The sequence below is a fragment of the Tissierella carlieri genome (assembly GCF_018917285.1).
Taxonomy (GTDB): Bacteria; Bacillota; Clostridia; order Tissierellales; family Tissierellaceae; genus Tissierella; species Tissierella carlieri.
In genome coordinates this window covers 1-22,098 of record NZ_JAHLOH010000045.1, presented here as the reverse complement: position 1 = coordinate 22,098, position 22,098 = coordinate 1, and the positions used below count along the sequence as shown (strand labels likewise).

Here is a 22,098-nt window from a genome sequence, read left to right as displayed (position 1 = left end):
AGGGAGTGGAAAGATGCTATTACCTGTAAAATGGTTAAAGGATTATATTGAAACGGAAAAAGATGCTAGGATTTTAGCAGATGGACTTACTCTGTCTGGATCACATGTAGAGTCAATCATAGCATTGAATAAAGGTGTGGATAATGTTGTTGTAGGAAAGATTATTGATATAGAGAAACATCCAGATGCAGATAAACTTTCAATCTGCAAAGTAGACATAGGTAGTGAGACCTTGCAGATTGTAACAGGAGCTACGAATCTAAGTGTAGGGGATTATATCCCTGTAGCAGTATTAGGCTCTAAGTTACCAGGAGATATTATAATAGAAAAAACTAACTTTAGAGGAATAGACTCCTATGGAATGTTATGCTCATTAAAGGAGTTAGGGTATAGTGATAATGTTATACCAAAGGAAATGAAAGATGGTATATTTATATTAGATAAGGAATATCCATTGGGAATACCTATAGTTGATATAATGGGACTAGATAGTGAAGTTATAGAGTTTGAAATTACTCCAAACAGACCAGATTGTTTAAGTATTATTGGTATGGCCAGGGAGACAGCAGCTACTTTTAATATAAATCTTAAAGAACCTCAAATCAGTATAAAAAATGAAGTTGAAGATATAAAGAATTATTTAGATTCTATTGATGTACCGTCTGATAATTGTAATAGATACTATGCTCGAGTAATAAAGGATGTAAAGATAGGAGTATCACCACTTTGGATGCAAACTAGGCTTATGGAAGCAGGAGTAAGACCTATAAATAATATAGTAGATATAACAAATTTTGTAATGTTAGAATATGGTGAGCCATTACATGCATTTGATTTAGAGAAAGTTGAAGGCAGAAAAATTATTGTAAGGGAAGCTCTGGAAGGAGAAAAGATACTTACCTTAGATGAAGTAGAGAGAAATCTGAGTTCATCTGATTTAGTTATTGCAGATGCTATAAAACCTATCGGTATAGCTGGAGTTATGGGAGGTTTTGATACTGAGATTACAAGCAGTACTAAATATGTTCTTCTAGAGGGTGCAAACTTTAATGGTAAGAGTGTAAGGCTTACATCAAAGAAATTCGGATTAAGAACAGAAGCATCAACAAGATTTGAAAAAGGAATAGATTCAAACCTAAGTCAAACTGCTGTAGAAAGAGTATGTCAATTAATAGAAGAAATAGGAGCAGGTACAGTTGTTAAAGGAAATATAGATGTATATAAAAAGGTGAAAGAGGAAAGTACAATAGCTTTAAGACCAGCTAGAGTAAAAAAACTTTTAGGAATAGATATTCCTGTAGAAACCATGATTTCTTACTTAAATGGGTTAGGACTTGAATCTAAACTTGAAGGAGAATTAATTTCTGTAAGGATACCAACTTTTAGACTAGACCTTGAAAGAGAAGTAGATCTAATTGAAGAGATTGGTAGGATTTATGGATTTCATAATATAGAGAGTAGGCCTTTAGTAGGTGTATTAACTAGAGGCGAAAAACCAAGAGCTAGAAGGATTGAGGATAGAACTAAGGCTATATTGCAGGGACTTGGATTAAACGAAGTAATGACTTATTCATTCATTAGCCCTAAAGCTTATGATAAGATAAATGTTTCACAAAATAATTATTTGAGAGATTATATAAGACTTATCAACCCTTTAGGAGAAGATTATAGTATAATGAGAACTACTCTTATACCCAATATGCTAGAATTACTTAGTAGAAACTATAATCGTGGTGTTGAAGAGTGTTCCGTATATGAAATAGGAAATACATTTATTGCAAAAGAATTTCCTATAGTAGAATTACCAGAGGAAAAGAAGATTTTATGTCTAGGTGTCTATGGAAATAAGGATTTTTACTATCTAAAAGAAGTTATAGATAAGACTTTAGGCAGACTTGGTATAAGAGATATAGAATATATTAGAGAAGAAAATGATCCTACATTCCATCCAGGTAGAACAGCGAAACTTATGTTAAATGGCGAAGAAATTGGTATCTTAGGAGAGATACATGTAGATGTTGCTGAAAACTATGATATAAAAGATAGAATATATGTTGGACAATTGGATTTTAATAAAATAGTTGAACTAACAAATTTAGAGGTTAAATATAAACCATTGCCAAAATATCCTTCAATGCTTAGAGATTTAGCATTAGTGGTTAAAGAAGATATATTGGTTGGAGATATTCAAAAGATAATCTCTAGACATGGAGAGGGATTAATAGAAAAAATTGAACTATTTGATATATATACTGGAAATCAAATTCCAGAGGGGATGAAAAGTGTGGCATATTCTATTACCTATAGATCTTACGATAGAACACTTAGAGATGATGAAGTAAATAGTATTCAACAAGCTATCATAGAAGACTTAGAAAAATCCTTTGATGCTAAGCTTAGATCATAAAAAGAGTAGAAATTTCTACTCTTTTTTCCCAAAAAAGAAGGAGAATCAATAAGAGTGTCGAATATATTAATTATAAACTATAAAGGAGTGGTATAGTTATGACGGAAAAAAGAAAAATAAATATATTAATAGATGGTCGTAACTTTACAGTAGTGGGAACAACTGATAATGAAGACTACGTTAGATCTCTAGCCCGCTATGTTGATAAGAGGATAAGAGAATTAGCAAGTAAAAATGATAGACTTTGTCAGACTAGTTCGGCTACATTGGCAGCCTTAAATATTGCAGATGAATTCTTTAAAACTAAAGCAAGATTAGAACAACTGGAGAATCAATCTAAAGACCCAATGGAGAAATATGGAAATGTAATCTCCGAATTAGAAAAGGCAAAATCTACTATTCAGAGCTTGGAAGCACAATATTTCCAGTATAAGGATGAGCTTTTGCATGCTAAAATTGAAACTGAAAATGCAACTAAGGAAATAAAGAAATATGAGCAAGCTCTAGAGATAAAAGAAAAAGAATTAGTGGAAAGTCAGAAAATGATAAGATCTTTACAGGATAAAGTATTTGATAACCAAATTGAATTAATTGAAACTAAGAAAGAATTAGTAGAAGTTCTAAAGTTATTAGATGATAAGAAAAATATATTTGTCAAGGAGGAAGTTTAGAATCTGTGAATAATAATATTGAATTACTCGCTCCAGTAGGCAGTATGGAATCCCTTTATGCTGCTATACAAAATGGGGCCAATGCAGTTTATTTAGGAGGAAAGCTCTTTAATGCTAGGCAATATGCTTCTAACTTTGATTTTGATGAGCTAAAAGAGGCTGTTGATTATGCTCATTTAAGAGATGTTAAGGTATATATAACTGCCAACATTTTAGTTGATAATTCTGAGATGGAAAATGTAATAGACTATATTAAATTTCTCTATGAAATAGACGTAGATGGTATAATTGTACAAGATTTAGGCTTAGCCAATCTTATAAGAGAATTTTTTCCTAGCTTAGATGTCCACGGAAGCACACAAATGACAATAAATAATTTGCCTGGAGCAGAGTTTGTTTATGACATGGGATTTACTAGAGTTGTACTAGCTCGCGAAACCCCTATAGATGAAATAAAATATATTCATAACAATACCCCCATTGAGTTAGAGGCATTTATTCATGGGGCTCTTTGTGTTTGTTATTCTGGGCAATGTCTAATGAGCAGCTTAATTGGAGGAAGAAGCGGAAATAGGGGTAAATGTGCACAGCCTTGTAGAATGCCATCTTCATTAATTGATAAAAATGGAGATACTATTAGAGATTGGGATAAGAAACATATACTTAGTCCTAGAGATTTAAATACATTAGAAAATCTTGAAGAAATAATAGAAAGTGGAATTATATCATTAAAGATAGAAGGAAGAATGAAGAGACCTGAGTATGTAGCTACTGTAGTGAAAAACTATAGAAAGGCTTTAGATGAAGGCACTAAAAACTTAAAACCAGAAGATAAAAAAGATGTAGAACAAATATTTAATAGAGGATTTACTAAAGGCTTGACCTTTGGAGATTTTGGCAGAGACTTCATCACCATAGAAAGGCCTGATAATAGAGGAATTTTATTAGGGAAGGTTACAAGAGCAGATAAATATAATGTATTTATATTGCTTGAAGAGGATGTAAATGAAGGCGATGGCTTAGAGTTTGTAACTGGAAATGGTGAATATAAAGGCATAAAGGCTCCATTTTATGGTAAAAAGGGAACAACAATGAAATTAGAAAAGCCTGGTTATATATTAAATGACTCTTTAGTATATAAAACTTCTAGCATCAATTTATTAAATAGTGCTAAGGCAAGTTACCAACAGGAAAAAATAAAAAGGCCTATAGATATGGAGATAAATATAAATATCGGTGATAATCCTAAGCTAATGATTATGTATAGGGGCAATATGGTTACTGCACTTGGGGAAGGGAAAGTAGAAAAGTCTGAAAGGATATCTCTTACGAAGGAAAAGGTAATAGAACAATTATCGAAATTAGGGGATACCACTTATATTCTAAACAATATAAATATTAATCTTGATGAAGGAGCATATCTACCAGTATCTATCTTAAATCTCCTAAGGAGAGAAACAATCGAAAAACTAGATAGGATAGTAGAAAATATAAATCATAGAAAGCCTATAGACGAAAAGGAATATAATATTAAAAAGAAAAGCTATTTTAAGTATCAAGGAAAGAATATGAAGCCTGATAATAAAATCAGCGTAAGAGTTAATGACATTGAACAATTTAATGATTTAGATTTAGAAAAATTAGATAGAGTGTATTTAGGATTTTATGATGGTTTGGAAAAAGCAGCTAATAAAGTACTAAATCAAGGTAAAGAAGTATATATCTGGACAGATAAGATATTATATCAGAAGGACTTAGATAAATTAGGAGAATTAATTAGTCCTATAAAGAAAAATATCAATGGCATTTCTGTATCAAATCTTGGAAGTCTAAAATATATGCAGGATAGATTTGATTTAAATATTCATGGAGATATTGGGTTAAATATATTTAATAGCTATTCCTTAGAATATCTTAAAAATATTGGACTGGGAAGTGTAACACTGTCACCTGAACTAAATCTAAATCAAATTAAGAAGATTAACGAACATTCAGATGCCTTTACAGAGACTATTGTCTATGGCTACCTGCCAGTTATGGTTACAAAGCATTGTCCTATGTCCTTAGTTAAAGGATGTAAAAATGATAAGGCCTGTGGAAGTTGCCAGTATGCGAAGGGATATGGGTTAAAAGATAGAATGAATATTACATTTAAGATGGATAGAAGAGATGGATTTACTAATATCTATAATTCTGTTCCATTAATGGTATTGGATACCTTAAAGCAGATTTACAATAGTGGAGTATCTATGGCAAGATTGGATTTTACAATGGAGACAAAGAATATTAGAAATATACAGAGAGCTTTCTATGATTATAGTAAGGGTATAATAGATGATAATTCTGCAAGAGAATTTATAGAAAGCTTTAGAGAAGATACAAGTATAACAAATGGCCACTATTTTAGAGGTATAATATAGTAAAAACTTTGATAGACATTAAAATCCCAGAGAAAACATTCTCTGGGATTTTAAAATGCCATTGCAACTGGCTATATAAACATTATCCTTATCAATACTATAATCAATCTATGTTCCCTTGCGATTCTACGACTCCGATAATGTCGAAAAATGCCTGAAAATAAATAGGCTCAATGAGTTGACAAAAAACATACATGGTGATAGTGTTTTAACAAATAAGAATATTTGATATATTCTAATTTTAATAACAATTCAAAAGTATTTATGAATGATATGGGGGTGGTTATATTAAATTAGATAAGGTGAGTAACTAGCAAGAGTCTTACATTCACACAATATAATAGGTAAAAACTTGTAAGGAGGTGAGTAGAGTGAAAAAACCATTGCTTGTATTAACAGTTTGCTTCCTGCTTATCACAGTTTTAAGCATTAATATGTCTTTCGCCAAGGATATGTATAACCCTGAAGACATAACATGTTTCTATTATTCAGATAGGAGTGATTATAGAGAGAGTTGGATTGAAGGTGTGGAAAAGAGTGTTTCAAAATTGTTGGAAAGATATGATGATAAAGTTTATGTAAAACAGTATTCAAGCTTTGATGAGTTGAAGGAATATTTTGTTGGTGACAGCACCGATAATACGTTTTACGATCCGGAAATAATTGATAAAAAAATAAGCTTTCGATATGCATATAGAATAAATAGATCTTCAGATGTCTTCGAAGCAATATTTGTGGATTGTGAAGAAAAATAAATACCAAAAAAGAAAGGAACTTAAAAGATTCAACAGTTTTGATAATAAAATAGCATGGACATTTTATTATTGGTATAATTGAACTATCGAGAACTAGAATTGTATCAGGTAGCATACCTTTGTGTCGCTTGCAAAATCCTAACTTTTGTAACAATTTTCATAATTTTCTGGTTGTTAAACAACTTAATAAGTTCGTATAATAGCTGATGAAGGTATCTTCATGGGAATCTCTTCTTTGTGATTTGACGTCACTTTGAGATTCTCATTTTTTATGATTTTTTCTTTGAAGTATCTGAAAATATGTTATTTATCTAATAACTCCCTTTTCTTTTCAGAACCTTTTTTATTGCCTACAAATGTGTTATAATTACATTATTGCAGGGTAATTTACGAGAAGGAATGATTATAAAATGAATGTAAAGACCTTAAAAACATTAGAATATAATAAAATTGTGGACTTACTTCTAGAAAAAGCTGAATCTAGCTTAGGTAAGGATAAGGTAAAAGAGATAAAACCTTTAACAAATATGGAGGATATAGAGTATCTTCAAAGAGAAACAGAGGAAGCCTATACACTTTTAATAAAGAGAGGAACACCACCGCTGTATGGAATACACAGTATAGCACCTGAAGTTAAAAGGGCCGAAATAGGCGGAGCTCTTAGTCCTGGGGGACTACTAAAGGTATCTGATTCTCTAAGAGTATCTAGGGGATTAAAAAATTATATAAAAGAGACGAAAGAAGATAAAGTATCCGATTATCCTATAATAGAAGAATTAGTTGAGGGGCTCAGGGTTTTTAAACATATTGAAGATGAAATAAATAATGCTATAATATCAGAAAATGAAATTTCAGATAATGCTAGCTCAACTCTTAGAAGTATTAGAAGACAAATAATTAGTAAGAATGAGGCAGTAAAGGATAAGTTAAACTCAATAATAAATTCCCAAGCCAATAAAAAGTATCTTCAAGATAGTATTGTAACTATTAGAGAAGGAAGATATGTAATACCAGTTAAATCAGAGAATAAAGGAAATGTACCAGGATTAGTCCATGACATGAGTGGGAGTGGGGCAACGTTATTTATAGAACCTATGGCAGTAGTTCAGTTAAATAACGAGCTTAGAGAGTTAGAGCTAAAAGAAAGAGAAGAGATAGAAAGAATTTTAAGGGAGCTTTCAAACTTAGTTGCAGAAGAATCCGAAGGGATTGGAAATAATCAAAAGATTCTTCAAGAATTGGACTTTATTTTTGCTAAAGGGAAACTTGCCCTTGATATGAAGGCGACTAAGCCAATACTAAATGAAAAAGGATATATAAATATTAAAAAAGGTCGTCATCCACTGCTTAATGTAGCTAAAATAGTACCAATAGACGTATACCTAGGAAGAGATTTCAATTCCTTGATAATAACAGGTCCGAATACTGGTGGTAAAACTGTTACATTAAAGACTGTGGGGTTACTTACTTTGATGGCTCAGTCAGGACTTCATATTCCTGCCGATTTCAATTCAGAGATAGCAATATTTACTCAGATATTTGCAGATATTGGAGATGAGCAAAGTATAGAGCAATCTCTCTCTACCTTCTCATCTCATATGGTTAATATAGTAGATATATTATCTAAAGTAGAATATAATAGTTTAATTTTATTTGATGAACTTGGAGCAGGAACAGATCCTACAGAAGGTGCAGCTCTTGCCATGTCAATACTTGATCATTTACTTAAATTAAATGTTAGAACCATTGCTACAACCCATTATAGTCAATTAAAACTATATGCATTAACTACAGAAGGTGTGAAAAATGCATCTGTAGAATTTGATGTGGAAACTTTAAGCCCCACATATAGATTGCTTATTGGAGTACCAGGTAAATCTAATGCCTTCGAAATATCTAAAAGACTTGGATTACAAGAATATATCATAGATTATGCAAAAGACCTTATTTCTAAGGAAAATGTAGAATTTGAAGATGTGCTACAGGCTATGGAAAAAGATAGGTTAGCTACAGAGGCTAATAGGGCTGAAGCAGAAAGATATAGATTAGAAGTAGAAAAATTGAAGGCAGATTTAGAAATAGAAAAAGACAGAACAAAGGAAATGAGAGATAAGATTTTAGTTAAGGCTAAGGAAGATGCTAGAAATATATTAAGATTAGCTAAAGAGGATGCTGATTCTATAGTAGGAGAATTAAGAGATATATCTAGTGAAATAGAGAAGGATAGGAATAGAAAACTTCAAGAAGCACAGGAAAAATTAAAAGCCAAATTAAATAAGGCTGAGGGAGAAGTGTCTCGTAATGTACTAAATGTAAAATCCAATAAGCCGCCAAAGAACTTGAAGGTTGGAGAAACTGTAGAGGTTCTTACCTTCAATCAAAAGGGCACAGTCCTTGATGAACCAGATGATAATGGAAATGTAAGGATTCAGGTGGGTATAATGAAAATAACTGCTCATATATCTACGTTAAAGAGAACAACTTCAGATGAAGAAGAAAAAGTCCATGGTAGTACGAAAAAAATAATGGGGTCTAAGTCTAAAGATATTAGGACAGAAATTGACTTAAGAGGAAAAAATCTAGATGAAGCATTTTTAGAGTTAGATAAATATTTAGATGATGCATATATTGCAGGCTTAAAGCAAATTAATATAATACATGGTAAAGGTACTGGAGTGCTTCGAGATGGGATAAAAGGATATTTAAGAAGTCATAGACATGTCAAAGCTTCTAGATTTGGTACCTTTGGAGAAGGCGGAGATGGCGTTACAGTAGTAGAGATTAAGTAAAATAGTTTTTAATATTTGGAAAAGATATTTGTGTCAAAAACAAATATCTTTTTTATTATAAGAAAACTTAAGAAAAAATGAACCATATATAATATGGTGACGATAACAGTATGAGGAGGCGGTGGTGATGAATGTATCGGATGTAGAAGAACTAATTGATCTATATGGAGATATTATTTATGGATTTTGTAGGAGACTTGCAGTAAATAAGTCCGATACAGATGATTTATATCAACAAACTTTTCTAAGAGCTGTAGAAATTCAAGAAAATATAGATATAGACAATAATCCAAAAGGATTTTTAATTTCTCTTGCAGTAAGTATATGGAAAAATACTATTCGTAAAAATGCTCGGCGTCATAGGATTGCACCAACAGTTAGTATAGAGGGAAATGATTTATGGGATATATCAATCAATAGCATTAGTACAGAAGATATAGCTATTTCAAATGAGTTAATAGGTCAAGTAAATATTATAGTTTCTAACCTAAGTGATAAATTTAGGATACCGATTATTATGTATTATAATGGAGATATGTCTATATCAGAAATTGCAACAACTTTAAAGTTACCACAGGGAACAATTAAAAGTCGTTTACATAAAGCTAGATTAATTATAAAAAAGGAATTGGAGGGGAAAGGCTATGAAGGATATAGATAAGGGAAGTATTGACTTTCTACTAGAAAAATCCCTTGCATCATATGATAAAGTTGATGAAAAGTTAAATCAAGAATTAAAGAAAAAATTAAGATATGGAAACTCTAAAGAGAAGACTATATCCATATGGTGGCTTCCAATGGTTATTTCTATCTTTATAACCATAGCAGTATCAACAATAGCTTTCATTTATATTCCATATGGAACTTTACAGGTAATGATTATGGTATTTGGATTATTGACTATGATATTTAGCATAGTATTGACAGCTATTGGAGTTAAATACTTTGAACTTAAGAAAGGAGCTGTGATTTGTCTATGAATATGTTTATACTGTTTGGAATATTAATATCATTTATTGTTGTGACATTTGCTTTTTTAGGTACATGGACATATAGAGATGCAAAAAAAAGGAATTTAAATGCAGGCTTATGGACTGCTATAGTATTATTGGTTCCCAACTTAATGGGGTTAATAATTTACTTCCTAGTAGCTCGTAAGGATGAGATGATCACATGTAATAAATGCGGTAGTATGGTGCCGGGATCATCCAATTATTGTATGACTTGTGGAAATGAGTTCAAAGAAGATATTAGATATTACAGGGAAAATAGAGAAAGTAATTCGAAGGGACTTATGATAGGGTTTATTATTTATTTCATAGTTATTATTATAATCTTTATGGGTTTTGTTCTGATAGTATTTAGAGATGGTGACTTGAAAGCACATAGTGGAATATCAATAGGGTCAATAGAAAATAATATAGGGGATAAATGGAATGTATCATATATTAGTTCTACTAAAGAATTTACCCGTAAAATAAAAATAGAAGATAATAATCCGAGTAGACTCTATATTGAATCAGAGTGTGGTAAGGGTAAGCTTTCATTACGTTTAGTACAAGGAGATATAGAAAGAACTATAGATTTATCACCTAAAAATGATAGCTATGAATTTGATTTATCAATATTTAAAGATGGAGAAGTTAAGTTATATCTAATTGGGAATAATGCTAAGAATGTAAAGTTCAAATCATACTGGGAATAACATAATTATTTAATTTAGCTTTGATAAAATATTCATATAGGAAAAGCAATAAAGAAATTACAGGTGGTGAGTTAGTGAGAATAGGAAAATTTGCTGAAAGTAATAATCTTACTATTGATACTGTTAGACATTATATGGATTTGGGATTAATTATACCTGAAATGCAGGGAGGCCAATATTATTTTGATGATAGATGTAAGTCGGACTTAGAAGATATTCTAAATTTAAAGGGTATGGGATTTACATTAAATGAAATTAAATCTATATTTATATTTAGGAGACTAGGAAATCTTACTCCATATGAACAAAATCAATATTATAAAACATTTTTTGAAAGCAAATATAAGAGTATAGGAGAGGAGATAGATAATCTCAAAGAGATTAGAAATAATCTTAAAATTAAAATACAAGAACTACACAATATTAGCATAGAACGAAAGAACAAAATAGGTATTGATTTTAGAAATCTAAACATGTTTAAATGTTTAAAATGTAATGGTGATTTAATACTCTCTAAAGGAAGTGTAGATAGCAATCAAGTAATTGATGGAAAGTTAATATGTAATTGTGGTTTAGAATACGATATTGATGATGGAATATTAATAATTAATCATGAACCTATAGATCATGGATTGAAATTTGATTATAAATATATAGAGGAATATATAAGCTTAACTGATATAGAGTATTTAGATAATGTATATAAAAATTTAGAACTGATGCATAAGAAAATAGAGTTTGATAATTTTAAGAACAAAACAATATTAGAGTTAGGATCTGGTAATGGTTTTTTCTTAAGGCATATATATAATGAATTACCTGATGACTCCATTTATATAGCTGTTGATAATGATATTGGGAGACATAAATTTTTGAAAAGTATGCTAGAACTTATAGATTCCAATAAAAACATAATATTTATATGTTCTGATTTTACTAAGATTCCTATAGGAAATAAATCTATCGATATTATTGTGGATTTTTCAGGAAGTAGTAATTATGGATTTTCAAAGGAGCAATTTTTGTTGAATGAAATAGATAACTATATTAAAGAATCTGCTTGGTTGATAGGTTCATATATAATATTTAAAAACTTTGGTGTGAATAGTAAAATAGATGATAAATATAGAAAAAGTTTTATTTTAAAAAATGTAAAAGAAAAAATAAAGAATCTAAACTATGAACTTATTTATGAAAAAGTTTCAGAACCTTTAGGGAAAGGTGGAAAATACGAAAACTATTTTGTAAAAGGAGAAGAAGTATATTCTTATTTATATTATGGAAAAAGATAGGGTTAACCCTATCTTTAATTATTTGTGCAAACAAAAAGACTTGGAAAATATATTGACATTGTCTAAGGGGTACTATTTAAGATGTGGTCAGGAGGGATCAATATGAAAAACAAAAAGGAGAGATTAAATTTCATATTATTTTCATTAGGTAAATTTGTATCTATTTTTGGTGCATCCATTTATTCTTTTGCCATGGGGCTTCATGTATTAGAAATTACAGGTTCAGGTCTTAGTTTTGCTATGACTCTAATAGTTAGTATAATACCCATGCTAATTATCAATCCGTTTGCTGGAGTTGTAGCTGATAAATTTGATAAAAAAAAGATAGTAGTTTCCATGGATATATTAAATGGAATATTTCTTATACTGTTATATATGGTTAGTAGTATATATGGTCTAAATTTATTAATTATATATATAAGTACATTTATTACTACAATTTTTACTACTATATTTGGCATATCTATGGAATCAGCAATTCCTAATATTGTATCAGAAAATATGCTGATGAATATTAATTCAATTAGCAAGATCATAGACTCTACATCTTCCATATTAGGACCAATGATTGGAGGAGTAGTATTTGCCCTAATAGATATCAGATATTTTATTCTATTTAGCGGAATATGCTATATATTTTCGGGAGTGTCTGAAATGTTTATAGATTTTAAACATAATTATAATGGGAGTAATAAAAGAGAAAACAACATTAGTTTTGTAGAAGATATGAAAAATGGATTAGAATATATTATAGAAAGAAAAGATATAATAGGAATTTTTAGTGTGTTTATTAGCTTGAATTTTTTTATGGGTTTATCAATCACAATACCTTTGCCTTATATAATTAATAATGTATTGACATTAGACTCTAGGAGTTTGGGAATAATTCAGAGTGCATTTCCAATAGGAATGATAATTGGTGCATTGATAATCAAAAAGATCATGCAAAGAGCTTCCTATAAAAAGATTTTAATATTTGCTAGTTTAGCATTAGGTATATGTACAAATTTATTGGGAGTTCCAATAGTGTTTAAAAACTTATTATTTACTAATACTATATATACTTTCTATTATTGTGGAATAATGATTGTTTTCGGAGTCGCAATTTCTTTTATAGATATACCGATTATGTATATGCTACAAAAATTGATACCAGATGAATATAGAGGACGAGTTTTAAGTATAGCTATGAGCATGGTTAAAATTATACTGCCATTAGGATTGATACTGTCTGGATTCTTACTGAATATAATACCAGCTTATTTTATAACCACTGTGGGGGGAATAATGTTGTTCACCACTAATGTATTAGTTTTAAATAAGAAAAAATCATTATTCTGTAATATAAGTGAACAGGAACAATATTAAAGTTCATACACTAATAGAGTAGTTTTAAATATTACTTGTATTTATACAGATAATATTGTATATTATATAGTAATAATTATATATAATTCGTCGATTGAGAGAGTAGAATATTTAACCGTGTTAAAGCGAGCTGGGTTGGTGGGAGCCAGTACAATAGGAAATATTTGAAGAGAACTCAGGAGAATATATCTGAAAAGAGTAGGATATTACGCTAGTAGCGTTAAAATTTCGAGTGGGCATTTGCCAACAAGAGTGGTATCACGGGGTAGCTCTCGTCTCTTATAATAGAGACGAGAGCCTTTTTTATGACCTAACACAGCGAACGATAGGTCCTAAGGGACACCACTGAATGATACCCTACGGGGTAAATAGAGGTTGTGAGCTTTAGTAGGTCAAATGCAACGAACGCCAAATTCATGTGAGCGAAGCGAGCCCTAAAGGACTACCGAATTATACCCTGCGGGGCAAATTAAGGTAGCAAATGAATTTGTGCAATGAGACTGCGTGATATGACCTAACACAGCGACATACAATCAAATAAAAAAGAAACAATTGTGAATTGAATAATAGGAGGTTGAAAATATGTTAAACTTTAGAGAAGAAGTTGTTAAATTAATTAAATCAGAAGTGGATTCGCTTACAGAAGAAGAAATATCTTCTTTAGTAGAAGTGCCACCATCATATGATATGGGTGATTATGCTTTCCCAGTGTTTAGATTAGCTAAGGCTTTTAGAAAAGCACCACCTGCTATAGCTGAGGAATTAGCAAGTAAATTTGGAGAAAATGAGTACTTTGAAAAAATAGAAAATAAAGGTCCATATCTAAATTTCTTTATAAATAAAGGTAAACTTACAGAAGTTACTTTAAATGAAGTGAGAGAAAAAGGGACTAAATACGGTTCTTCAGATATGGGTAATGGTAAGACGGTTATAGTAGAGTATTCATCACCAAATATTGCAAAGCCTTTCCATATTGGCCATATTAGAACAACAGTTATAGGAAATGCTTTATATAAAATATATACTTTCTTAGGATTTGATACAGTTGCTATCAATCATTTAGGTGACTATGGTACTCAATTTGGTATGCTTATTTCTGCATATAAGAAATGGGGAGATAAAGAAGTAATAGAGGCTGATCCTATAAATGAATTATTAAAATTATATGTTAGATTTAACGCAGAAGCAGAAGAACATGAAGAATTAAGAGATGAAGCTAGATATTGGTTTAAAGAATTAGAAAATGGAAATGAAGAGGCTCTGGGGTTATGGGAGTGGATTAGGGAAATAAGCTTAAAGGAGTTCAATAAGGTATATGATATGTTAAATATTAAATTTGACTCCTATGCTGGAGAATCTTTCTATTCCGATAAGATGCCTGCAGTAATAGAGGAATTAAGAGAAAAGAACTTGATGAAGGAATCTCAAGGAGCTTATTTAGTGGATTTAGAGGAATATGGTATGCCACCAGCACTTATTATGAAATCTGATGGCTCAACTTTATATACTACAAGAGATATTGCAGCTGCCTTCTATAGAAAGGAAACCTATGATTTCTACAAAAATATATATGTAGTAGCTTCGCAACAAAATCTTCATTTTAAAGCTTGGATGAAGGTAATAGAGCTTATGGGATATGAGTGGGCAATTGACTGTGTCCATATACCATTTGGTATGGTTAGTCTAGAAGATGGTACTTTATCTACTAGAAAGGGTAGAGTTGTTTTCTTGGAAGATGTATTAAATACTGCAGTTAAAAATACTTTGGATATAATAAATGAAAGAAATCCAAAATTGGAAAATAAAGAAGAAGTAGCGAAACAAGTTGGAATAGGCGCCGTAATATTTCAAGAATTATTTAATCAAAGAATTAAAGATTATGTATTCTCTTGGGATAGAACATTAAGTTTTGAAGGAGAAACCGGTCCTTATGTTCAATATACCCATGCAAGAATAAATTCTTTACTTGAAAGAGGAAAGTTTAATATAGAGAATAATGTAAATTATAGCCTTCTTAATACTGAGGAAGAGATAAATATAACTAGACTATTATATGATTTCCCTAAAGTAGTACTAGATGCTATGGAGAAAAATGAACCTTATTTCATTACAAGACATATAGTCGAAATAGCAAAAGCTTATAATAAGTTCTATAATTCTTGCCCTATAATCACAGATGATATAGAACTTAAAAAAGCAAGACTTATGTTATCCTTTACAGCTAAGACTGTATTAAAAACAGGATTAGATCTATTAGGAATAGAAGCACCAGAAAGAATGTAGATATATATGACTAAAATGAGCTTTGAAAGATTGTTATTAAACTTATTTCAAGAAGATTATAATGAGGGGAAGAGATATGGTTATATATCTCAATTATCTATAATAACTACGAAGTCTTTAATTCCTATGATGAATGAAGAAGGAGTTAGAATTGACTATACTAGATTTTTAGAAGAGTTTAAACTATGGTTAAACTATAGAATTGGAGAAAACTCTTCCTTGTTAAATACACAAGGAAGAGTAAATCCAAGTTTATATTGGAATGATAAAGATGATTCTATAATAAGTAGAATAATACCTCTAGTTCTTGCAAATCAAAGATATGAAATAATAGAAGAAGAAACTATAAGAAATATACTATTTACATCTGGAAATCTTCAATTTTTATTTGAAACAATAGCTATTGTACATTTATTGTATTTAGTTCTTAGAGATGAGGATAATATAATAGAAAAGCTGAAGGAAAATATTATTGGATTTTCTCAAACTAATTATATGGATAAATATAAAAAGCATTATAGAATAGAAATTGAGAATTATTCAGGCAATTTCAAGGTAGAGTTTGAAAGAGAAAAAATACATCTATTGAATTTTTTAAATGGTATAATAAATAATAGGTATTTGAGTCTAGAGGATATTCTTAAGGTTTTAGATAAAGAAGAGTCAAAGACATTAATAGGCAAAGTATTGTACGACTTTTTATATGATTCAAATAAGGAATATAATCTTCCTAGATTTTATATTAATCTCGGTGAATATATTATATCTTTAAGAAAATCTAGAATAGACCCTGATAAGCTAAAGATAAAAGAATATATTTTACCAGATATATTTAATTTTAATGAAGGTGATGTTTTTTTTCATTCTTTACTTAAGGAAGCTAAGGTAATAAAAAAAGAAGTAAAGGATGACACCTTAACTTCTTTAATTCAGACTAAAACTGGTATGTACTTATTTAAAAGATAGACCCTTAGGGGTCTATTTTCTTAGATACTCTAAAAAATCTTTTTCGTCAATTTCCGCTAAAGAGCTTAATTCCTCCACAATACTGTCTTTTAAACTTAAAAATTCATTTATTTTAGTATTGCTACCTGTATATTCCAAGGCTTCAATAATTAATAGCATATCATCTTTAGACATTTCTTGGATAGAAATTTTATCGAATTCTCTCATGATTTATCTCCTTTCTTGTCGTATTATACAATATATTCTATAAGACTTTTGTCAAAAATTCAATGACTAATCTTATCTTTTCGTAAATTCTCTGTATAAGACTAAAAACTAATGATATAATGTATTTAATATAATAAAAGGAAGGTAAATAGATGAAAGTAATATTAAGTACATTAAATTCTAAATTTATTCATTCCTGTTTAGCTATTAGGTATTTACAGGGGTATGTTGAGGATTTAATCCACATTGATATAAAAGAATATACAATAAATCAAAATATAGATTTTATAGCTTCAGATTTATATAAATTGGAGCCTGAGATTATTGGATTTTCAACTTATATTTGGAATTTAACAGAGACATTGAAAATATGTAAGATTATGAAAATAGTAAATCCCAAAATAAAAATAATTTTAGGGGGACCAGAAGTTTCTTTTGATGGAGAAAAGATTTTAGAAGATAATAAGTTTATTGATTTTATTATTTATGGTGAAGGAGAAGAAACGTTTAGGGAGTTTATAAAAAAATTAATTGACGGCGATGAAGATTATGATGATATAGAGGGATTAATCTATTCTCAAGGAAATAGAATTATTAAAAATCCTCCTAGAACTTTGATTAAAGATTTAAACATTATACCGTCTCCGTATAAAAATATAGGAGATGAGTTTGAAAATAAAATAGTATATTTTGAATCTTCAAGGGGATGCCCATTTAACTGTGAGTTTTGTCTTTCGTCAACTATTAAAGGAGTAAGATATTTTGAGATTAATAGGGTTAAGGAAGAGTTGAACAACCTAATTGAAGGCAAAGTGAGGCAGGTAAAATTTGTAGATAGAACCTTTAATGCTAATAAAAATTATGCAATGGAGATAATGAATTTTATTATAGATAAGAATCCAAAGGATATAAACTTTCATTTTGAGGTCACAGCTCATCTATTAGATAGAGAAATGCTAGATTTTTTGTCTGGCGTAAAAGAAGGATTGTTTCAATTTGAAGTAGGTGTACAATCTACTAATTTAGATACTATAGATGCTATTGGAAGAACTACTGACTTTGAGAAATTAAGAGATATTACTAAGGAGATAAAATCACATAAAAATATTCATCAGCATTTAGATTTAATTGCAGGACTTCCATATGAGGGGTATGATTCTTTTAGGAAATCTTTTAATGATGTATATGAAATAAGACCTCAAAAAATACAATTAGGTTTCTTAAAATTACTTAAGGGCTCTGGATTAAGAAAGGATCAAGAGAAATATGGATTTAAGTATCTGGATGAACCTCCTTATGAAGTATTGGAAAATGATTTTATTAAGTTTAAAGAAATAATAAAATTAAAGATAATAGAAGATTTAGTAGAGAGGTATTATAACGAAGGATATTTTGAGCATACGCTGGAATTCATAGTTTACAATCATTATACTAGCCCATTTGATTTTTATGAAGATTTCTCATATTACTGGGAATTTAAAAATTACCATAAAGTATCTAATAGTAGAAATAGACTATATGAAATATTAATAGAATTTTATAAACATAAGGGATTTAATAATATGGTAGTGTTTAATGAACTTCTAAGATTTGACTTTATAAAGAATAATAAGGGATCTAGATTTCCAAATGGAATTTTAGGATTTAAAGAGGGTATAAAACAAAGTATTATTCATGAAATTCTAAAGAATGAGAAAGTAATGGAGGATTACTTAGAAGATTATAAAGATTTACCTACCAAAAAGATAATTCAAGATATTGCAGTTGAAGCCTTTAGCGTTAATATTTTTAAAATCATAGAAGATGGTTATAATTCAACAGACTATAAGATTAGAACTGATATATTGTTTGTATATCAGAAGGGAGTTATAAATAGATGTAAAACATATGATATAAGCAATATAATAAAGGAGATGATTTAATTTGGATATAATAAAGGATTTTCTAATGATTAATAATCAAACTTTTAAGAAAACAATAAGTAGTCTAAAAAGCAATTGGATGATAATATTTACTGGGATAGTATATATAATTTTGAATACAGCTATTTTTACTGTAGTCTTGAGTATCTTTAGAGGGGTGTTATCTATTTTTGCAGGGATTATTTTGGCTATAGTTAGTGCTGGTTTAATTTCAAACTACTTGTACTTGCTATATAACATAATAAATTATAATAGAATGACATTTCAAGATTTTAAAGATGGATTCAAATATTTTCTTAGAAAGGTATATACTATATTCTTTTTTGCTTGGATAGGAAGTTATTTACTATCCCTTATTCAAGGGATGCTAGGATTTAATGCTTATATTTTAAATATAATAATAATGGTATCTATATTGTTTCTACTTAATTCATTGCCTGAAACTCTATATTTAAAAGTTTTAGACCCTATGGACAGTATTGTGTATTCTATTGATTTTATGAAAGAAAATTGGCTAAACTGGTTGTTGCCAAATGCGATATTTTATGTAGCTCTTTATTATCTAACAGGTAATATTGTTACAGACCTATTTACAACTCATCTATCTTTTGGGTTCAATTTTGGTACTTCTAGTATCATAAAATATCTGTTAGGACAGGGAGTGTTTTCATTCATGATGATCTATAGAGGACATTTATTTAAATTATTAAGTACTAGTACTAGAAGAAAAAGAATGTTTATGAATAAGTTTTAAGAATAGAGGGTGAAATATGGATTTTATTAATGAGTATTTTAGAAGGAAAACAGACAAGATTACATTTATTGAATTGAAAAAAAATACAACAACAAATATTAAGGGGTATCCTATAGATAAAGATATTCCCCTCCCAATAATAACTGATGTTCTAGTAAATGAAATTATAGAAGGTAATATGGAAGAAGAAATAAAATTAGTTCATGTAATAGATGGAATTATTTATTTAATGGGAATAGATCCTCTGTTTATGTATATGGAAGATTATAAGAATATACTCATGTCCTATAATGAAAGAGCAGAAGATTATATTTTTTATCAAGGAATTAAGAGTATAGAAGATGATGATTATGATAGAGGAGCCATTTATTTTAGGGCATTAAAATATATTAATCCTGAGAATGTTAATGGGATATTTAATTATGCCCTCGCATTAGAAGAAATATCAAAAAGATATCTGGAAAAAGAGCAAGAGGAGAAAGGAATACAGTTTCTAGAAAAATCTACGAATGAGCTAGAAACTATATTGGATATAGATGATAAATATCCATTAGCATACTATAAATTAGGATATCATTATAAATTTTCAGAGCAATATTTAAAAGCAAAGCTTATTTGGACAAGATATTTAACTCTAGATAAGGATGAGTTAAGGCTACAAGAGATAAGGGGAGAGATAGAACTTATTGAAAATGATGCGGCTTTAGAGACAGGATTAACTTACTTATCCCGAGAATACTTTGATAAAGCCTTAGATATATTTCTAAAATTAATGCCTAAGTTTGAAAAGTGGTGGGAACTTAAATATCTAATAGGTGCATGCTATAAAGGACTTTCAGACTATGAAAAGGCAATTGACTATTTTCAAGGAGCATTAGAGCTTTATAAAGTTGATTCTGATGTTTATAATGAATTAGGAATATGTTTATTTACTATAGGGGATATGGATGACGCTATAGATGTATATACAGAAGGAATTGAAAATATACCAGATGATTATAAACTTTTATTTAATAGAGGATTATGTTATCTGCAGTTAGGACAACTAGAAGATGCCTATAGAGATATAGAAAATGCAGTAGATTTAAATCCTAATGATGAAAATATGAATGCTCAGAAAGAGATTTTAGACAATCTGATTAATAAATAATATTTAATATGGAGGGGTAACAATGAAAATCAACAAATTAGATGAATTATTAAATTTGAAGCACGAAAAACCTATGAAGTTGGTAGTAGTAGCTTGCCATGATGAAGAAGTTCTCGCCGCTGTTCTTGAAGGTAAAAGACTAGGCATAGCTGAACCGATATTAATTGGAGATAAGGAAAAAACAATTGAGATTGCTAAGGAAAAAGGATTAGATATAAGTTCTTATACAATAATAGATGAAAAAGATTTAAATATGGCAGCAGAAATAGGGGTTAAAATGGTATCAAGTGGGAAAGCTAATTTTATAATGAAAGGTTTAGTTGATACTTCCATATTATTAAAAGCTGTACTAAATAAAGAATGGGGACTTAGAACTGATTCGTTACTATCTCATGTAATGCTATATGATATACCTAATTATTCAAAATTAATATATTTAACTGATGGTGGAATGAATTTACAGCCTACCTTAGAGGATAAGGTAAAAATCATAGAAAATGCTGTAACAGTAGCAAAGGCACTAGGAAAAGAAGAGGTCAAGGTTGCTTGTTTAGCGGCTAAAGAAAAGTTAGATCCTAAAATGGTGGCTACTGTGGATGCTAGTGAGTTAAAGTATAGATATGAAGAAGGAAAGTTTTCAAAGGGAACGATTGTCGATGGGCCTATGGCATTGGATTTAGCTGTATCTTCATCATCAGCTGAGATAAAAGGATATAAATCAAAAGTTTCAGGTGATGCAGATGTTTTATTAGTACCAAACATTGAAATGGGTAATGGAATTGGAAAGAGCATTACTTATTTTGCTGGTGGAAAATCTGCAGGGGTAGTAATGGGTGCAAAAGCTCCTATAGTATTAGTATCAAGAGCAGATGATCATGAAGCCAAATTGTATTCAATTGCATTAGGCAGTTTAGTAGCAGCATATAAAGGATAGTAGATAACTAATAAAAGAGTGGATGAATCGTAGGGAATTACCTATATATCATCTGAATTAAAAGATTTTGTTAAAAACTTGAAGAAATTTCAAAATAGATGTTGACTTTAGATTAAAAACCGTGTATTATAATAAAAGTCGGCTGCGACATTGAACAAAACAAATCAAATTAAAGGTTTGAAAAAAGTTCAAAAAAACAGTTGACAAGTCTCTCGAAAGAGAGTATGATAGTAAAAGTCGGCTGTGACAAAAACCTTTATAAATCAACAAAATGATTTAAAAAAAGTTTTAAAAAACAGTTGACAGCAAACGGAAAGTTTGCTATAATAAGTAAGTCACCTCGTAAGGGGGTGCAAGAACCTAGACAACTAAACAGTGTGAGTAACTTTGAATTATAAAACACACAAGTAACAAATTAGCTTTTTAAAGCTAGCTAAATTTTGAGCTAATCAGACTTTTTTATGAGAGTTTGATC

The 22,098-nt window shown here is 29.7% G+C and carries 17 protein-coding genes and 1 other annotated feature; of the genes, 16 read left to right on the top strand and 1 reads right to left on the bottom strand.

Annotation, left to right across the window (positions count from 1 at the left end; genetic code table 11):
* The first annotated feature begins 13 nt into the window (after nt 1-13).
* The 12 genes from pheT to KQI38_RS15315 all read left to right on the top strand — a co-directional run bounded on the left by pheT (nt 14) and on the right by KQI38_RS15315 (nt 16,656).
* Complete coding sequence (pheT, locus tag KQI38_RS15370; RefSeq protein WP_216560962.1) at nt 14-2,407, top strand: phenylalanine--tRNA ligase subunit beta; 2,394 nt, start codon at nt 14-16, stop codon at nt 2,405-2,407.
* 98 nt (nt 2,408-2,505) lie between these two features.
* Nucleotides 2,506-3,078 carry a cell division protein ZapA gene (locus tag KQI38_RS15365; RefSeq protein WP_216560960.1) on the top strand — a complete coding sequence of 191 codons (573 nt, stop codon included), beginning with the start codon at nt 2,506-2,508 and terminating at the stop codon, nt 3,076-3,078.
* Between the two features lie 5 nt (nt 3,079-3,083).
* Nucleotides 3,084-5,498: a U32 family peptidase gene (locus tag KQI38_RS15360; protein ID WP_216560958.1), complete on the top strand. Its 2,415-nt coding sequence runs from the start codon at nt 3,084-3,086 to the stop codon at nt 5,496-5,498.
* Nucleotides 5,499-5,869: 371 nt separating this feature from the next.
* Nucleotides 5,870-6,253, top strand: coding sequence for a hypothetical protein (locus tag KQI38_RS15355; RefSeq protein WP_216560956.1), 384 nt, complete (start codon nt 5,870-5,872; stop codon nt 6,251-6,253).
* Nucleotides 6,254-6,663: 410 nt separating this feature from the next.
* The gene (locus KQI38_RS15350; protein ID WP_216560954.1) at nt 6,664-9,042 is read left to right on the top strand and encodes an endonuclease MutS2; all 2,379 of its coding nucleotides are present in this window, start codon (nt 6,664-6,666) and stop codon (nt 9,040-9,042) included.
* 127 nt (nt 9,043-9,169) lie between these two features.
* Nucleotides 9,170-9,703, top strand: coding sequence for an RNA polymerase sigma factor (locus KQI38_RS15345; RefSeq protein ID WP_094904200.1), 534 nt, complete (start codon nt 9,170-9,172; stop codon nt 9,701-9,703).
* Nucleotides 9,687-10,022: a hypothetical protein gene (locus tag KQI38_RS15340; protein ID WP_216560953.1), complete on the top strand. Its 336-nt coding sequence runs from the start codon at nt 9,687-9,689 to the stop codon at nt 10,020-10,022. The genes KQI38_RS15345 and KQI38_RS15340 overlap by 17 nt, the downstream gene beginning before the upstream one ends.
* Complete coding sequence (locus KQI38_RS15335) at nt 10,019-10,747, top strand: hypothetical protein (protein WP_216560951.1); 729 nt, start codon at nt 10,019-10,021, stop codon at nt 10,745-10,747. Before KQI38_RS15340 ends, KQI38_RS15335 begins: the two co-directional genes overlap by 4 nt.
* A 20-nt stretch (nt 10,748-10,767) precedes the next feature.
* On the top strand, nt 10,768-12,039 hold the full coding sequence (locus tag KQI38_RS15330; protein ID WP_246565880.1) for a MerR family transcriptional regulator: 1,272 nt from the start codon (nt 10,768-10,770) through the stop codon (nt 12,037-12,039).
* A gap of 102 nt (nt 12,040-12,141) precedes the next feature.
* A complete protein-coding gene (locus KQI38_RS15325) occupies nt 12,142-13,407 on the top strand; it encodes an MFS transporter (RefSeq protein ID WP_216560949.1) in 1,266 nt (421 codons plus the stop codon).
* A gap of 81 nt (nt 13,408-13,488) precedes the next feature.
* Nucleotides 13,489-13,690, top strand: a binding site (T-box leader).
* Between the two features lie 299 nt (nt 13,691-13,989).
* Nucleotides 13,990-15,690 carry an arginine--tRNA ligase gene (gene argS / locus KQI38_RS15320; protein ID WP_216560948.1) on the top strand — a complete coding sequence of 567 codons (1,701 nt, stop codon included), beginning with the start codon at nt 13,990-13,992 and terminating at the stop codon, nt 15,688-15,690.
* Between the two features lie 6 nt (nt 15,691-15,696).
* Nucleotides 15,697-16,656, top strand: coding sequence for a hypothetical protein (locus KQI38_RS15315; protein ID WP_216560946.1), 960 nt, complete (start codon nt 15,697-15,699; stop codon nt 16,654-16,656).
* A 12-nt stretch (nt 16,657-16,668) separates the two neighbouring features.
* On the opposite strand, the gene KQI38_RS15310 is transcribed toward KQI38_RS15315, so the two are convergent.
* A complete protein-coding gene (locus KQI38_RS15310; RefSeq protein ID WP_216560943.1) occupies nt 16,669-16,863 on the bottom strand; it encodes a hypothetical protein in 195 nt (64 codons plus the stop codon).
* A 152-nt stretch (nt 16,864-17,015) separates the two neighbouring features.
* Here KQI38_RS15310 and KQI38_RS15305 point away from each other — a divergent pair, with 152 nt between their 5' ends.
* From KQI38_RS15305 to KQI38_RS15290, 4 genes are read left to right on the top strand one after another with little or no spacing between them, the layout of a single operon-like run.
* On the top strand, nt 17,016-18,785 hold the full coding sequence (locus KQI38_RS15305) for a B12-binding domain-containing radical SAM protein (protein WP_216560941.1): 1,770 nt from the start codon (nt 17,016-17,018) through the stop codon (nt 18,783-18,785).
* A gap of 1 nt (nt 18,786) precedes the next feature.
* Entirely contained in the window at nt 18,787-19,539 is a 753-nt protein-coding gene (locus KQI38_RS15300; RefSeq protein ID WP_216560939.1) for a hypothetical protein, read from the top strand.
* A gap of 16 nt (nt 19,540-19,555) precedes the next feature.
* Nucleotides 19,556-20,689 carry a tetratricopeptide repeat protein gene (locus tag KQI38_RS15295; protein ID WP_216560938.1) on the top strand — a complete coding sequence of 378 codons (1,134 nt, stop codon included), beginning with the start codon at nt 19,556-19,558 and terminating at the stop codon, nt 20,687-20,689.
* 22 nt (nt 20,690-20,711) lie between these two features.
* Nucleotides 20,712-21,623: a bifunctional enoyl-CoA hydratase/phosphate acetyltransferase gene (locus tag KQI38_RS15290; RefSeq protein WP_094904212.1), complete on the top strand. Its 912-nt coding sequence runs from the start codon at nt 20,712-20,714 to the stop codon at nt 21,621-21,623.
* The last annotated feature ends 475 nt before the right edge of the window (nt 21,624-22,098 follow it).